Annotated in this window: 15 protein-coding genes and 1 pseudogene; 2 read left to right on the top strand and 14 right to left on the bottom strand. The window is 58.3% G+C overall.

The genetic code is table 11. The features are described from left to right. Positions 1-157 (bottom strand): annotated as a pseudogene (locus V6F78_RS18400) (electron transfer flavoprotein subunit beta/FixA family protein); the annotation flags it as partial. Positions 158-709: 552 nt separating this feature from the next. Between V6F78_RS18400 and V6F78_RS18395 the strand changes: the two are divergent. After that, positions 710-2374 (top strand): electron transfer flavoprotein-ubiquinone oxidoreductase, encoded by a 1665-nt coding sequence (locus tag V6F78_RS18395; RefSeq protein ID WP_047294738.1) that lies wholly within the window; start codon positions 710-712, stop codon positions 2372-2374. 135 nt (positions 2375-2509) lie between these two features. Here the strand turns inward: V6F78_RS18395 and V6F78_RS18390 are convergent, their stop codons facing one another. Then, a complete protein-coding gene (locus V6F78_RS18390; protein WP_047276212.1) occupies positions 2510-3406 on the bottom strand; it encodes an AraC family transcriptional regulator in 897 nt (298 codons plus the stop codon). A 181-nt stretch (positions 3407-3587) separates the two neighbouring features. Between V6F78_RS18390 and V6F78_RS18385 the strand changes: the two genes are divergently transcribed. After that, the gene (locus V6F78_RS18385) at positions 3588-4652 is read left to right on the top strand and encodes an NAD(P)-dependent alcohol dehydrogenase (RefSeq protein ID WP_047276215.1); all 1065 of its coding nucleotides are present in this window, start codon (positions 3588-3590) and stop codon (positions 4650-4652) included. Between the two features lie 4 nt (positions 4653-4656). On the opposite strand, the gene V6F78_RS18380 is transcribed toward V6F78_RS18385, so the two are convergent. The 12 genes from V6F78_RS18380 to fabG form a co-directional block, all read right to left on the bottom strand. Then, complete coding sequence (locus V6F78_RS18380) at positions 4657-5226, bottom strand: DUF1285 domain-containing protein (protein ID WP_332727990.1); 570 nt, start codon at positions 5224-5226, stop codon at positions 4657-4659. A gap of 15 nt (positions 5227-5241) precedes the next feature. Then, the gene (locus V6F78_RS18375; RefSeq protein ID WP_047276217.1) at positions 5242-5847 is read right to left on the bottom strand and encodes a DUF4823 domain-containing protein; all 606 of its coding nucleotides are present in this window, start codon (positions 5845-5847) and stop codon (positions 5242-5244) included. A 101-nt stretch (positions 5848-5948) separates the two neighbouring features. Continuing rightward, a complete protein-coding gene (locus tag V6F78_RS18370) occupies positions 5949-6917 on the bottom strand; it encodes a GTP 3',8-cyclase MoaA (RefSeq protein WP_047294740.1) in 969 nt (322 codons plus the stop codon). A gap of 123 nt (positions 6918-7040) precedes the next feature. Next, the gene (locus V6F78_RS18365; protein WP_047276220.1) at positions 7041-7682 is read right to left on the bottom strand and encodes a TetR/AcrR family transcriptional regulator; all 642 of its coding nucleotides are present in this window, start codon (positions 7680-7682) and stop codon (positions 7041-7043) included. A 342-nt stretch (positions 7683-8024) separates the two neighbouring features. After that, on the bottom strand, positions 8025-8810 hold the full coding sequence (locus tag V6F78_RS18360) for a TatD family hydrolase (RefSeq protein WP_047294742.1): 786 nt from the start codon (positions 8808-8810) through the stop codon (positions 8025-8027). A 30-nt stretch (positions 8811-8840) separates the two neighbouring features. Then, a complete protein-coding gene (locus V6F78_RS18355) occupies positions 8841-9827 on the bottom strand; it encodes a DNA polymerase III subunit delta' (RefSeq protein WP_047276224.1) in 987 nt (328 codons plus the stop codon). Continuing rightward, a complete protein-coding gene (gene tmk / locus V6F78_RS18350; RefSeq protein ID WP_047294743.1) occupies positions 9820-10452 on the bottom strand; it encodes a dTMP kinase in 633 nt (210 codons plus the stop codon). Before tmk ends, V6F78_RS18355 begins: the two co-directional genes overlap by 8 nt. Positions 10453-10474: 22 nt before the next feature. Further along, entirely contained in the window at positions 10475-11590 is a 1116-nt protein-coding gene (mltG, locus tag V6F78_RS18345) for an endolytic transglycosylase MltG (RefSeq protein WP_332727989.1), read from the bottom strand. 3 nt (positions 11591-11593) lie between these two features. After that, positions 11594-12412 carry an aminodeoxychorismate lyase gene (gene pabC, locus V6F78_RS18340; protein WP_048376452.1) on the bottom strand — a complete coding sequence of 273 codons (819 nt, stop codon included), beginning with the start codon at positions 12410-12412 and terminating at the stop codon, positions 11594-11596. Then, the gene (gene fabF / locus V6F78_RS18335; protein ID WP_047276233.1) at positions 12412-13656 is read right to left on the bottom strand and encodes a beta-ketoacyl-ACP synthase II; all 1245 of its coding nucleotides are present in this window, start codon (positions 13654-13656) and stop codon (positions 12412-12414) included. The genes pabC and fabF overlap by 1 nt, the downstream gene beginning before the upstream one ends. A 111-nt stretch (positions 13657-13767) precedes the next feature. After that, entirely contained in the window at positions 13768-14004 is a 237-nt protein-coding gene (gene acpP, locus V6F78_RS18330; RefSeq protein WP_016973676.1) for an acyl carrier protein, read from the bottom strand. 190 nt (positions 14005-14194) lie between these two features. Continuing rightward, positions 14195-14938 (bottom strand): 3-oxoacyl-ACP reductase FabG, encoded by a 744-nt coding sequence (gene fabG / locus V6F78_RS18325; RefSeq protein WP_047276236.1) that lies wholly within the window; start codon positions 14936-14938, stop codon positions 14195-14197. Positions 14939-14948 lie beyond the last annotated feature (10 nt).

Below are 14948 nucleotides of genomic sequence, written 5' to 3'. Positions count from 1 at the left end.
CTTTCTCTTTCAGGCGTACGGCTTCTTCCACAGCGATCTCGCAGAAGGGGTTCATCGACATCTTGACGTTGGCGAGGTCAACGCCGGAGTTGTCCGCCTTGACGCGAACTTTAACGTTGTAATCGACCACTCGTTTGACAGCTACAAGAACCTTCATGGATTCCTCGTTACTCTCCGGTGAAAAGAAAGTCGCCTAGGCGAACCTGGCGGTTGATGCTCATCAGCACAAGGGCACCTCCAAAGATCGTTGCCCTGCTTATATAAAGAAAGACGAGTGCCCAAAACTTCCCTTGCGACCGCTTATCGGATGTGACTGGTAAGTCATTCACCGCAATGACGTGTAAACTTCGCTCAAAAAATGGCAGGCCCCATCAGGCTCATGCCTGTGCCCTGTCTTTAGAGGTGCTCTTGAAACCGACAATCAGCCTACGGCGAGCGCAAAACCGCCCGTATCTTGACCGGAACGCCTTTTGCGGTCAATACAGCAAATCGGCCACTTTAGAGCCGCGCGTCATTGATTTGTCTGGGTTACAGCGATTTCAAACAAACGTTTGTATTGGACCCCGCGGGTGGTGTAGATATAATGCCGCCCCTTAGAGAGAGCGGTGCGTCATCCATTGCGTCTTCAGCCTGCGCCGAGGAAATAATGGATGAAACGCCAAACCTCCAATTAGAAAAATACCGTTGAGCCTTGAGTAGGAGATAGCCTGTGGAACGCGAATACATGGAATTCGACGTGGTCATCGTCGGCGCCGGCCCTGCCGGTTTGTCCGCCGCCTGCCGTTTGAAGCAGAAGGCCGCCGAAGCCGGTAACGAAATCAGCGTCTGCGTGGTGGAAAAAGGCTCTGAAGTCGGTGCACACATCCTGTCTGGCGCCGTGTTTGAACCCCGCGCCCTGAATGAATTGTTCCCGGACTGGAAAGAACTGGGCGCTCCGCTCAATACCCCGGTCACCCGTGACGACATCTATGTACTGCGCAGTGAGACCACCTCGACCAAGGTGCCGGATCTGTTTGTGCCCAAGACCATGCACAACGAAGGCAACTACATCATCTCGCTGGGCAATTTGTGCCGCTGGCTGGCGCAACAGGCCGAGAATCTGGGCGTCGAAATCTATCCGGGCTTTGCCGCTCAGGAAGTCCTGTTCGATGAAAACAACGTGGTGCGCGGGATCATTACCGGCGACCTCGGTGTTGACCGCGAAGGCAATCCGAAAGAAGGCCTGTACACCCCCGGCATGGAACTGCGCGGCAAATACACTCTGTTCGCTGAAGGCTGCCGCGGCCACCTCGGCAAACAACTGATCGAACGCTTCAAACTGGACGCCGACGCGGACAGCCAGCATTACGGCATCGGCCTGAAAGAAATCTGGGAAATCGACCCGTCCAAGCATAAGCCCGGTCTTGTGGTTCACACCGCAGGCTGGCCACTGGACGTCATGAGCAGCGAAAACACCGGCGGCTCGTTCCTGTATCACTTGGAAAACAACCAGGTGGTGGTCGGCCTGATTGTTGACCTGTCCTACAGCAACACCTTCCTCTCGCCGTTCGATGAGTTCCAGCGCCTCAAGCATCACCCGGTGCTCAAGCAGTACCTCGAAGGCGGCAAGCGCATCAGTTACGGTGCCCGCGCCATTTGCAAAGGCGGCCTGAACTCGCTGCCGAAAATGGTGTTCAACGGCGGCGCACTGATCGGTTGCGATCTGGGCACGCTGAACTTCTCCAAAATCAAGGGCAGCCACACGGCCATGAAGTCCGGCATGCTCGCCGCGGATGCCGTGGCGGATTCGCTGCTCGCCGGTTCTGAAGGCGGTGATGCGCTCAATACCTACGTTGAAGCGTTCAAAGGCAGCTGGTTGTTCGACGAACTGTTCGCTAGCCGTAACTTCGGCCCGGCGCTGCACAAGTTCGGGCCTATCCTGGGCGGCGGTTTCAACTGGATGGATCAGAACATCTTCGGCGGCAAACTGCCGTTCACGCTGCACGACAACAAACCAGACTACGCGTGCCTGAAGCTGGCCAAAGACTGCAAGCGGATCGACTACCCGAAACCTGACGGCAAGCTAAGCTTCGACAAGCTCAGTTCCGTATTCCTCTCCAGCACCAACCATGAAGAAGAGCAGCCTTGCCACCTCAAGCTGCGCGACCCGAACATCCCGATCAGCGTCAACCTGCCGTTGTACGACGAACCGGCGCAGCGCTACTGCCCGGCGGGCGTGTATGAAGTCATCACTCAGGAAAGTGGCGAGAAGCGTTTCCAGATCAACGCGCAAAACTGCGTTCACTGCAAAACGTGCGACATCAAAGACCCGTCGCAGAACATCACTTGGGTGACCCCGGAAGGCGCAGGCGGTCCGACCTACCCGAACATGTAAGCCTGAAGCGGCCTGTCAGCCGCTGACGAGACGAAGACAAGGAACGAGCGGCCCCGGCATCCGGGACCACTCGTACCCTCGACCAAAGCCTTGCGCTGCTCGTCAACGACTACAGGCACTCTCAAGCACTGCTGATTACGCCCCTCCTGCCCCTTCATGTCCGGGGCTGCGCTCGAAGTAGCGTTTGTATTCGCGACTGAACTGCGAAGTACTTTGATAGCCCACCCGCTCTGCCACCTGCGCAACACCCAACCCCTCATTCAACAGCAACTGCTGAGCCCGCAATAAACGCAAGCGCTTGAGGTACTGCACGGGCGACAACAGCGTGCTGCGTTTGAAGTGCTCATGAAAGGTCGACGCACTCATGTTCGCGCAACGCGCCAGCGTTTCGACATTCAATGGCTCGGCAAAGTGCGCGTGCAAATGACTCAAAGACGCAGCCACCCGCGCAAACTGGCCTTGTTGCTCGACCAGCGCCCGCAACACCCCCGCCTGCGGACCTCGCAAGGCCGCAAACAGCACTTCGCGCAGCCGCGCCTTGCCCATGATCCGGCACTCCAAAGGGTCATGCAGACAGCGCAACAACCGCTCAACCGCCTGGCGCATTTCGTCATCCAGCACGGCAGAAGTCATGGACTCGGGGGTTTGAGCCACAGCGCTGCGATCAGGATCAAGCCCCATGGCCAGTACCAGCTCACCGAGTACGGCGCGGTCGATGCTGATGGCCACGCCCAGCAGAGGGACTTGCTCCGAAGCAAAGGTCTCGCACTCGAACGGGACGGACAGCGCCTGCACCAGATAATGGCCCGCGCCATACTCCAGAGTCCGCTGTCCGAGGTAGGCCAACTTACTGCCCTGCGCGATGACCATTAGGCTAGGCTCATAAATCTGCGGCATGCGCGCCACCGCCCGACAGGCCGAAACCACGCGCACTTCGGGCAACAAGGTCGATACAAAACCGATTGACGAGGCCAGCGGCTGGATCAATGAAACCAGCGTGGCATTCTCGTCGCGATGGCGAGTCAAAAACATGCAGACAACTTCACAGGAGGAATAGACAGGCGCATCTTCGCAGAATTAACCGTTAAAACCAGATCCACCCCGACACACCGGAGGAATAGGCATAACAGGCGGAGGAATCGCCATAGTCCTCAAAGACAGGCGAGCGCAAAATCACCTCTTTGTTTACAGTCAACGTTTCGCGAGGTTCTCCATGTCCAACGTCACCTACAACGCCATCGGCTACGCCGCTCAAACCGCTTCTGCGCCCCTGGCGCCGATGCAGTTCAACCGACGCGCTCCGCGCCCGGACGATGTCGCCATCGAGGTCATGTACTGCGGCGTGTGCCACTCCGATATTCACCAGGTGCACAACGATTGGGGCTTTGCCGTTTACCCGGTCATGCCGGGCCACGAAATCGTCGGCAAAGTGACCGCTGTTGGCAACGATGTGACCAAGTACAAGGTCGGCGATCTGGTCGGAGTGGGTTGCATGGTCGACTCCTGCCGCGAATGCTCCGCCTGCAAGGAAGACCTGGAGCAATACTGCCTTGAAGGTTTTACTCAAACATACGGCTCGCCGGACCGCATTGATGGCACCACCACCATGGGCGGCTACTCGGACAGCATCGTCGTACGCGAAGACTTCGTGGTGCGCATCCCGGAAAACTTAGACCCGGCCAGCGCTGCGCCACTGTTGTGCGCTGGCATCACCACCTACTCGCCGCTGCAACACTACGGGGTGGAACCGGGCGACAAGGTAGGCGTGCTGGGCATGGGCGGCCTCGGGCACATGGGCATCAAGTTCGCCAAGGCCATGGGCGCTGAAGTGACGCTGTTCACCCGCTCTGCCGCCAAGGCCGAAGAAGCCCGTCGTCAGGGCGCCGATCACGTGATCGTTTCCACCGATGCCGAGCAAATGAAAGCCGCTGCCGGGAGCTTCGATTTCTTGCTGGACACCATTCCGGTGCAACACGACCTCAACCCCTACCTCGAAACCCTGCGCTTTGACGGCGTGCACATTCTGGTGGGTCTGATCGAGCCTGTCGAACCTGCTGTGGATGCCTTCAATTTGGTGTTCAAGCGCCGCGTGCTGGCCGGCTCGCTGATTGGCGGGATCGCTGAAACGCAAGAGATGCTGGACTTCAGCGCCGCCAACGGCATCACCTGCGACATCGAAATGCTCGACATCAAAAACATCAATCAGGCATTTGAACGCGTGCAGAAAGGCGACGTGAAATACCGCTTCGTGATTGATATGAAAACACTGAAAGCCTAAGGGTTTACGCACCCGGGTCCGGGGCGATGGGGAAAAACTCCCCGTCGCTCCAGACGCCGAGCCACAACTGGCCGTCAATCGGTCGCGACTGCGCCAGCTCAACCAACGGGTAGAACACATTGCGGTGGATCAGCGCGTCCAGGTTACGGCGCACCCGCAGATAGGGCGAAGGCTCCTGGGTCACCGGGTCGATCTCCACCCGCAACTGGTGTTCACGCCCCGCCTCAATCAGCTCGTCCACATTAGTGGTGAACCGCAACACCTGCTGCTCACCTTGCCCCTGCACATCCAGCGCCACCGCCACGAAGGGCGCGTCATCGACCTGTATGCCGACTTTTTCCACGGGCGTGATCAAAAAATAATCATCGCCATCACGACGAATGATGGTCGAGAACAATTTGACCATGGGTTTGCGGCCAATGGGCGTTCCCATGTAATACCAGGTGCCATCACGGGCAATGCGCATGTCGATGTCACCGCAAAAGGCGGTGTCCCACAAGTGAACCGGCGGCAGCCCCTTGTCGGCTTTAGGGATTTGCGCCAACAGATTACTGACGTCTACCGGCTCGCTCATGGTCATTCCCTCGCTTTATTGGTCGCTCAAGCCTATCAAGCTGCGCGCGTACTTAGCCAGCGGCGGGCCAATCAGGTCGGCCGGTTTGTTGTCATGGAAGGTCAGTAAGCCGCCACGGCTACGGATGGTTGCCGTGTCGATCAGGTATTGGGTGCTGGTTTCGATCAACATCACTTGAATCACACCGCTGTCGATGCCCAAACGACTGATTTCTTCCTGATCCAGCCACTCATCACTGTTGCCAATGCGGTCGTCGGCTCGGGCAAAACGTGTGTACAGCAAGTAATGAGCGCCGTAACCCCGCGCCTCGGTCATTGCATCATCCAGCCCGACAGGCGCTTTGGCGCGACGAACCATCGGGAAGTATTCAACAAAGCCGTTGAACGCTTCTTCTGCGACCACATTGGGCCGCACATAAGGATCGCCAATCGGCTTGAAGGGGCCCTGGGCAATGTAAATAAAGGAGTCAGGCTGAATGCGCAGTGAATTGCTGCGACGCGTGTTGCTGTGGTCCAGCAGACCGGCATCACTCATTTGGTCACGCGCGCCTTCGCCCAGGTCGCTGACCTTCATGCACCCACCCAGCGCCAACAAAGCCAGCAAAACAAACAGACTACGCATCCTGATCTCCCGATGACCGGCGACAAAAAACCGGCGAATAGCCGCGTGATGCAGTTTGCGCGCCAGTTTAAGCCGCTGTTCGGATTTTGGGATCTCGCACGCTATCCGCCGATGATTTTCATCACGGTGGCGCCGCCCGAGAAGGCGACGTCCTGTTTGTCGCCCAAGGCTTTCATTAGCAGCCCCTGCAACGCCGGAAGGGCTTCATGACGGGGCTTGTTGAGCAAGTCGCCGACATAATGGCGATTGCTTGACGATAAACAGCCGTGCAGCCAACCGGTAGAGGAGAGTCGCAAACGCGAACAGGTTCGGCAAAACGGTACGCTTTCGTTGGCAATAACCCCGAAATACCCACGCCCGGGGATCTGGTAGCGCACAGCAGTGGCATCCACCGGCGCATCGGCCTGCAAATACTCGTGACGCTCACCGATCAACGCGAGCAGTTGTTGCAGGCTGACGAATTGTTGCAGAAACCCGTTCCCGTCACTGGCCAGATGCCCCATGCGCATGAGTTCGATAAAGCGCAGCTCGTACCCTTGCGCCAGACAGTATTCGAGCAGTGGTATGACCTGATCGAGGTTCTGACCACGCAACGGCACCATATTGACCTTGATTTTCATGCCGGCATCGCTGGCCTGACGCAACCCGTCGAGCACCGTCGCCAGGTCGCCGCCGCGAGCAATCGTGCGAAAGGCGTCGGGGTTCAGCGTATCCAGGGAGACATTCAGGCGGCGGATACCCGCCTCTCTCAACAACGGCAATTTGCGCGCGAGCAGTTGGCCATTGGTGGTCAGACTGATCTCACTCAGGCCCAACTGCCCGACTTCGCGCATAAAGGTCTCAAGCTTGGGGCTTACCAGCGGCTCGCCCCCGGTAATGCGCAAACGCTCAATCCCCGCGGCTTCTATCAAGTAGGCCACTCCACGCGCCATGGCTTGGGCCGACAACTCGTCCTGCGCCGCCACCAGTCGCTTGCCGTTGGGCACGCAATAGGTGCAGGCATAGTTGCAAGCTGACGTCAGACTGATGCGCAAGTTGCGAAATTGTCTGCCTTGGCGGTCAACGATCATGGATGACTCCGGCACGCGAAAAAGGGGGTGCGCCAAAACCTGACTCAAGTATCAGATTTTGGCAAGACCCACGCCTGAGTATAGGCCGCAGGCCAAGGTGCCATGCAGGCTCAGGCAGCGGGATTATTCCACCGCCGGGCTGTCTGAATCGCGCTTGCGCTTGTTGCCCATGCGCACACCGATGTCCATCAGGAACTGGAAAAAACCTTCCTGGTCTTCCAGCACATTGCTCCAGAACGGCGAGTGATAGAGCGCCACGGCGCCGTGCACCAATGCCCAGGCGGCGCAATAGTGGAAGTAAGGCGGCACATCTTCCAGCTTGCCTTCGCTGATACGGCCCTTGATCAGCAGGGTCAGGCGCTCAAAATTCGACGCACGAATTTTGTGTAACTCCTCCACCAGCTCAGGCACCTGATTGCCTTTGACGACCTTTTCTTCAAGCCGGTCAAACAGCCGATAACGCTGAGGATCGCGCATGCGGAATTCAAAGTAGGCACGCGACAGCGCTTCCTTATCCTTGTCCACATCAGCGGAATGCAGCAGCTCGTTCAAATCGCGCTCGTAATCGAGCATCAGGCGCAGGTAGATCTCGGCCTTGGATTTGAAGTGCTTGTAAATGGTGCCTTTGCCGATACCGACGGCATCCGCAATCATCTCGACGGTGACGCTGTCTTCACCCTGTTCGAGGAACAGCTTGAGCGCGGTATCGAGAATTTCTTGCTCACGGCGACGAAACTCACGGACCTTACGGGGTTCTTTGTGCATAAGAAAAGGTCTGTAGGGGTCAAAATCGAAGCCCGGTATTATGCCTAAGTCACGCTAAATTGCACGGATCATCCTGCAAATCGATGGGTGCAGGTAAATTGTGCGGCAGCTAATGCGTACTCAACCGAATCACGGGTATTCCAAATCTGTTTAAAAAATGTACAGCCAGGACTGGACGCCCGTTAAAGCTGACCAATACTAAAGGAGTCGGCGGTACATCCCCCCAAGTGCTTCGCCGATAAAGGCCGCCAGGGACTGTGTGCCTTTGTTTTACTCCTAATGGTCTTAACCCGGATTCCCCCAGAGCCCGGGTTTTTTTTGCCTGTGTGCCGCACGCTCCGATCAGCGTTGGACCCGCGCTAACGGGAACAGGCGCTGGAAGTTTTCGGTGGTCTGCTCTGCAAAGCGTTCGTAGGACTCACCACGCAGCATGGCCAGGAACTCTGCCACTTCGCGCACGTATTGCGGAAGATTCGGCTTGCCACGGTAAGGAATGGGCGCGAGGTAAGGGGAATCGGTCTCCACCAGCAAGCGGTCGGCAGGCACCTGTCGCGCCACATCGCGCAGCGCATCGGCATTGCGGAAGGTCACGATGCCCGACAATGAAATGTAAAACCCCAGGTCCAGCGCAGCCTTTGCCATCTCCCAGTCTTCGGTAAAGCAATGCAGCACGCCCGCCTGGGGCAAGGCCGCCTCACGCAGCAGCGTCAATGTATCGGCCCGGGCACCACGGGTATGAACGACCACAGGTTTGCCGGTCTTCTGCGCAGCCTCAAGGTGAACGCGAAATGACATTTGCTGCAATTGGGCCGCTTCAGGTTCGTAGTGATAATCCAGACCAGTTTCACCGATAGCCACGACGCGCGGATGGTTCAACTCGCTGAGCAACCAGTCCAGCGCCGGAGCCGCACCGGGCTGCACGTCCAGAGGATGGACGCCCACCGAGCAATCGACATCGTCGTAACGATCAGTCAGGGCTTTGACATCGGCCGCATTGTCGGCACTGACACCAATGCACAGAAAGTGCCCCACACCCCGTGCCCGCGCCGCTTGCAGCGCGGCATCCAGCGAGCCGTCGTGGGCGCTTAAATCGAGACGGTCGAGATGGCAATGGGAGTCGATGAGCATAGTAATCACCTGCGTGGAATTTGAATCAGATCAGCGCTGGCCGGGCAGGCTTGCCCATTGCACCAGTAACGCTTCGAGCAACAGCACACGATTGAGGTTGGCTTTGCCCAGCACTTTCTGACGCTGGGCAAGAATCCAGTCCTGAATGTTCAATACTTTTTCCTGCGGGGTTTTCTGTGCCAGGTATTGCAGCACTTTGCGCATGTCTTCCAGACCGAGGCCTGACTCATCCTGCGTCAATTGATAGCGCAGAATCAGGCTCGACCAGTCGCAGAACCAGTCAAACAGCAGCAACAAGGGAATCGCATTCCAGCTTTCCGCCAACTGAGTGGCCGACTGCTGATGCTTGAGCAGTTTTTTCACCCCCTCCACCACCGCTGCCCGCTGCTCGCGCACGCCTTGGGCCTGCAACTTGACCGCTGCCAAAGGCGAACCGGCCGCCAGGGTCAGCAACTCCACACGCTCCTGGGCACTGCAATCGGGCAAGGCCGTGGCCAACCAGTGCAGGCTCAGCGCCTCGCCCGGCAGTGGGCAGGCCTGCTGAACACAGCGGCTGCGGATGGTGGGCAACAAACGGCTGGACTGGTGGCTGACCAACAGCAACACCGTATCGCCCGAGGGTTCTTCCAGACTTTTCAGCAAGGCATTGGCAGCATTGATGTTCATGGCCTCAACAGGCTCGACCAGCACCACCTTGCGCCCGCCCAACTGGGCCGTCTGCACGACAAAACTCACCAGCTCGCGCACCTGATCGACCTTGATCGCCTTGTCGGCTTCTTCGGGCTCAAGAATGTAGTTGTCGGGATGGCTACCCGCGGCCAGCAATAAACAGGATTTGCACGTGCCGCACGCTTCAAGTCCTGCGGGCTGCTTGCACAACAGACTGGCCATCAGACGCTCGGCAAGGGCCCGCTTGCCGATCCCCGCTGGCCCGTGCAGCAAGTAAGCATGCGCATGCTGAGCACGCCCGGCCATTTGCTGCCATAAATCGTCTTGCCACGGATACACCTCAGCCACGGTACATACCCAGTAGTTGTGGCAGCAGGGTATCCAGTTGACGCTGGACCTGCTCCAGGGTTTGAGCAGCGTCGATCAGCCGATAACGCTGTGGCGCGGCCTCGGCGCGTTGCAAATACGTGCTGCGAACGGCATCGAAGAAAGTACGGCCTTCCTGCTCAAAACGATCCAGACGCCCGCGCGCACTGGCACGAGCCATGCCGACTTCGATCGGCAAGTCGAATACCAGCGTCAAATCCGGACGCAGATCGCCTTGCACAAACGCTTCAAGCGCTGCGATACGGGCGTGCGACAAACCGCGACCGCCGCCCTGATACGCATAGGTGGCGTCGGTAAACCGGTCGCACAACACCACCGCACCGCGGGCCAATGCCGGGCGGATGACCTCGGCCAAATGCTGGGCGCGAGCCGCGAACACCAGCAACAGCTCGGTATCGGCGCACATGGCGTCTTCGCTCGGTGTGAGTAACAGCTCACGGATGCGCTCGGCCAAGGGAGTTCCACCCGGTTCGCGGGTCAGCACCACGTCAATGCCCGCCTCGCGCAAGCGTGCAGCCAGGTACTCGCGGTTGGTGCTCTTGCCCGCACCTTCGGGGCCTTCCAGGGTAATAAACAAGCCAGTCACAGGCTGCGGTCCTTCATCAGTGTCATTGCTCGCCTTTCGGCTCGGTTTCAGCGGGTGACGGCTCAACCGCAGGCTCGGCCGGCGGCGTCGCGTCAGACGCGGGCGCGGGCGCGGGGCTTGAACGGTAGTCGGCACGGCGCTTGATCTGAAACTCGCGAACGGCGTTGTTGTGCGCGTCCAGATCGTCTGAGAACGTATGGCTGCCATCGCCCTTGGCCACAAAATACAGGCTGCTGCCGCTGACCGGGTGCAAGGCTGCGTGAATCGCCTCGCGCCCCACCATGGCAATCGGTGTCGGCGGCAGTCCGGGGATGGTGTAAGTGTTGTAGGGCGTCGGCTCGCGCAGGTGGGCGCGGGTCAACTTACCGTTGTACCGCTCCCCCAGACCATAAATGACGGTCGGATCGGTCTGCAAAGGCATGCCGATTTTCATGCGACGCACAAACACCCCTGCTATTTGCCCACGCTCGTGAGGCACACCGGTTTCTTTCTCGACCAGCGACGCCATGGTCAACGCCTGATAGGGATCGGTATAAGGCACCGCCGGGTCGCGCTGCTCCCACTCTTCGGCCAGCACTTTGTGCAGGCGATCGTAGGCTTTTTCAAGGAGCTGCGCGTCACTCATGCCGCGTACAAAACGGTAGGTGTCGGGGAAAAAACGCCCTTCAGGGAATTCACCCGGATGACCGAGTTTCGCCATCACTTCGCTGTCGCTCAGGCCGTCGAGTGTCTGTTCGATTTTTTCATGACGGGCCAGCGCACTGCGCACCTGGCGGAAATTCCAGCCTTCGACCAGCGTCAGGCTGTATTGCACCACTTCGCCACGCTGCCACAGGCCAATAAGGTCACTCGCCGTCATGCCGGGCGTCATGCGGTACTCGCCGCTGTGCAGCGGCTGCCCCGCCAGGTTGAAGCGCCAATACAGACGCAGCCAAAATGCGTCGCTGAGTGTGTCGTCGGCTTCAAGGCGATTGAACGTCCCGGTCGGGGTTGCGCCAGCGGGCACATCAAGCAGTTGCTCTTGGGTCAGGTTCAGCGGTTGCTCAAGCGCAGCGTTGAGCTTCCAGGCACCAGCGCCCAGCATCAAGCCCGCCAGCACCAGACCTGTCTCCAGCAGCAGCAAGAATTTACGTTTCACGAATCAAACATCCAATAGGGTGCGGGCAATGCCTTGCAGTTTACGGGTGAGCGGCCCCACCGGCCAGCTCAGGTCGGCAAATGCGCGTACGGGCCAAACGCCATACACGCTGTTACAGACAAAGAGTTCATCGGCCTGTTGCAACTGCTCAAGGCTGATGTCGGTGATATGGCACGGGATCGCCAGGCGCGCGGCCTCGACGAGTAACGCTGCGCGCATGACGCCGGCCACGCCGCTGCGTTGCAAATCGGGCGTCAGCAACCTCCCGTCCTGCACCAGAAAAAGGTTACTGAAGACCCCTTCAACGACCCGCCCGGAGGTATCGCGCATCAACCCTTCGGCGTAGGCCGGGTCGTGCCATTCGGAACGGGCCAGCACTTGCTCCAGTCGATTGAGGTGCTTGAGCCCCGCCAGCAACGGCTGTTCGGACAAGCGTGTGGCACAGTCAAACAGAGCAACCCCGTCACGGGCATTGGCCTGTGGATAGGAAGCAGAGGGACTGGCTTGCAGAATTCTTCGAGGCTGGGCCCCGGGTGACGCGCCATACCCGCGCTGGCTGTCGCCGCGTGTCAGGATGAGCTTGAGAATGCCGTCGCCCATTTGCTGCGCGTAAGTCAGCAACTCACTGCGGATCAACACATGATCCGCAGCGATCGCCAACCGGGAACACCCCAGGGCCAGGCGCTGCAGGTGCAGCTCCAGCAACAAAGGGTGCCCTGCCTTGACGGCAATGGTTTCAAACAACCCATCACCGTAGGCGAGCCCACGGTCCTTGAGCGACGACAAACCGTCAACTGGCAGACCGTCGACCCAACTGTGCATCACTCGGCGTACCGGCGGAAAACCAGTGAGCCGTTGGTGCCACCAAACCCGAAGGAGTTGGACAGCACGACATCAATCGGCATTTCGCGCGGCGTATGCGGCACGAAATCCAGATCGCAGCCTTCATCGGGCTCGTCGAGGTTGATGGTCGGCGGCGCGATCTGGCTGTTGATGGCCAGTACGCTGAAAATTGCCTCCACTGCGCCTGCTGCGCCGAGCAAGTGACCGGTCATTGACTTGGTCGAGCTGACCGCCAACTGGTAGGCGTGGTCACCGAACACCGACTTGATCGCCGAGACTTCTGCCAGGTCACCGGCAGGCGTCGACGTGCCGTGTGCATTGATGTATTGCACTTGCTCAACGTTCACCTTCGCATCACGCAAGGCATTGGTGATGCAACGTGCCGCGCCTGCACCATCTGCCGGTGGCGAGGTCATGTGATAAGCGTCGCCGCTCATCCCGAAACCGATCAGCTCGGCATAGATGGTCGCGCCGCGGGCCTTGGCGTGCTCAAGTTCCTCAAGCACCAATGCACCGGCACCGTCCGACAGCACAAAGCCGTCACGGCCTTTGTCCCACGGGCGACTGGCGCGTGTCGGGTCATCGTTGCGCGTCGACAGCGCACGGGACGCGCCAAAGCCGCCCATACCCAGACCGCACGCCGCCATTTCGGCACCGCCGGCAATCATGACATCGGCTTCGCCGTAGGCAATATTGCGCGCCGCCATGCCGATGCAGTGCGTACCTGTGGTACACGCGGTCGAGATGGCATAGTTAGGCCCCTGTGTCCCCAAATGGATAGACAGGAACCCGGAAATCATATTGATGATCGAACCCGGCACAAAAAACGGAGAAATCCGTCGCGGGCCTTGTTCGTGCAAGGTACGGCTGGTTTCTTCGATATTGGTCAAACCGCCAATACCCGACCCCATCGCCACACCGATGCGCTCACGATTGGCGTCAGTGACTTCAAGGCCGGCATTACGCACTGCCTGAAAACCAGCTGCCAAACCGTATTGAATAAACAGGTCAAGTTTTCGGGCTTCTTTGACGGAGAGGTAATCCTCGACGTTAAAGCCCTGTACCGAGCCGCCAAAACGGGTGGAATAGGCAGAAAGATCCGTGTGTTCGATCAGACCAATGCCACTGCGGCCTGCCAGAATGCCTTGCCAGGTGCTCGGAACATCCGCACCCAGTGGCGACAACATCCCCATACCGGTGACTACGACGCGTCTACGCGACACAGCACTCTCCTTTATTCTATTGACGACACTTTGCATCACGCCTAAAGAAAAAACCGCACGCCTGAGCGGCAGTGCGGTTTTTCCATGACAGCGTGCAACGATTACAAACTATTACGCCTGGTGGGCAGTAACGTAATCGATAGCAGCTTGTACAGTAGTGATCTTCTCAGCTTCTTCGTCAGGAATTTCGGTCTCGAATTCCTCTTCCAGAGCCATCACAAGCTCAACGGTGTCAAGGGAGTCGGCACCCAGGTCTTCAACGAAGGAAGCGCTGTTGGTCACTTCTTCTTCTTTAACGCCCAGTTGCTCGGCAACGATTTTCTTGACGCGTTCTTCGATGGTGCTCATACCTTGTTTTCACTCCTAATGGACAAATTCAGGCAGCTGGCCAGTGGGCAAGTGTATCTAAAGGCTTTTCAATTTTTCAACTGAAAGCTTTGCACGTGCCCCGCAATGACCGGCTACCTATAAAAAGATGCAGCTTTATAACGGATTTTAGACAGCTCGTATGACATTTTTTTGAAGCAATCCGTCACATTTAACTCATGTACATCCCGCCGTTGACCGGGATTGTAGCCCCAGTCACGTAAGCTGCGCCGTCCGAAGCCAGGAAAGACACCACATTCGCGATCTCTTGAGCCTGACCCAGACGACCCAGTGGAATCTGTGTCAGCAACGCTTCACGCTGTGCTTCAGGCAATTCGCGCGTCATGTCGGTGTCGATAAAGCCGGGCGCTACCGAGTTGACCGTGATGGAGCGCGAGCCCACTTCACGCGCCAGAGCACGACTGAAACCTTCAAGGCCGGCTTTGGCCGCGGCATAGTTTACTTGGCCTGCGTTGCCCATGGCACCCACAACCGAGCCAATGTTGATAATTCGACCCCAACGAGCCTTGGTCATGCCACGCAAAACACCCTTGGACAGGCGGAACAGACTGTTCAGGTTGGTATCGACAACGTCATGCCACTCGTCGTCTTTCATGCGCATCATCAGGTTATCGCGGGTGATACCGGCATTATTGACCAGAATTGCCGGCGCACCGAATTGCTCCTGAATGCTGGCCAACACCGCCGCAACCGATTCGTCATTGGTGACGTTGAGTTCCATACCGGTGCCTTGAACACCGTTTTCTTTCAGCGTCGCGGCAATGCGCTCAGCGCCAGAGGCCGAGGTCGCGGTGCCGATCACGATGGCGCCCTGACGCCCCAACTCCAGTGCGATCGCCTGGCCAATGCCACGGCTAGCGCCTGTTACCAGTGCAACTTTACCTTGCAAGCTCATGCAGAATTCT

Source organism: Pseudomonas sp. ESBL9, from assembly GCF_036668715.1.
Lineage (GTDB): Bacteria > Pseudomonadota > Gammaproteobacteria > Pseudomonadales > Pseudomonadaceae > Aquipseudomonas > Aquipseudomonas lundensis.
Note: the sequence above shows the minus strand (reverse complement) of the source record. Positions and strands in the feature narration are given on the sequence as shown.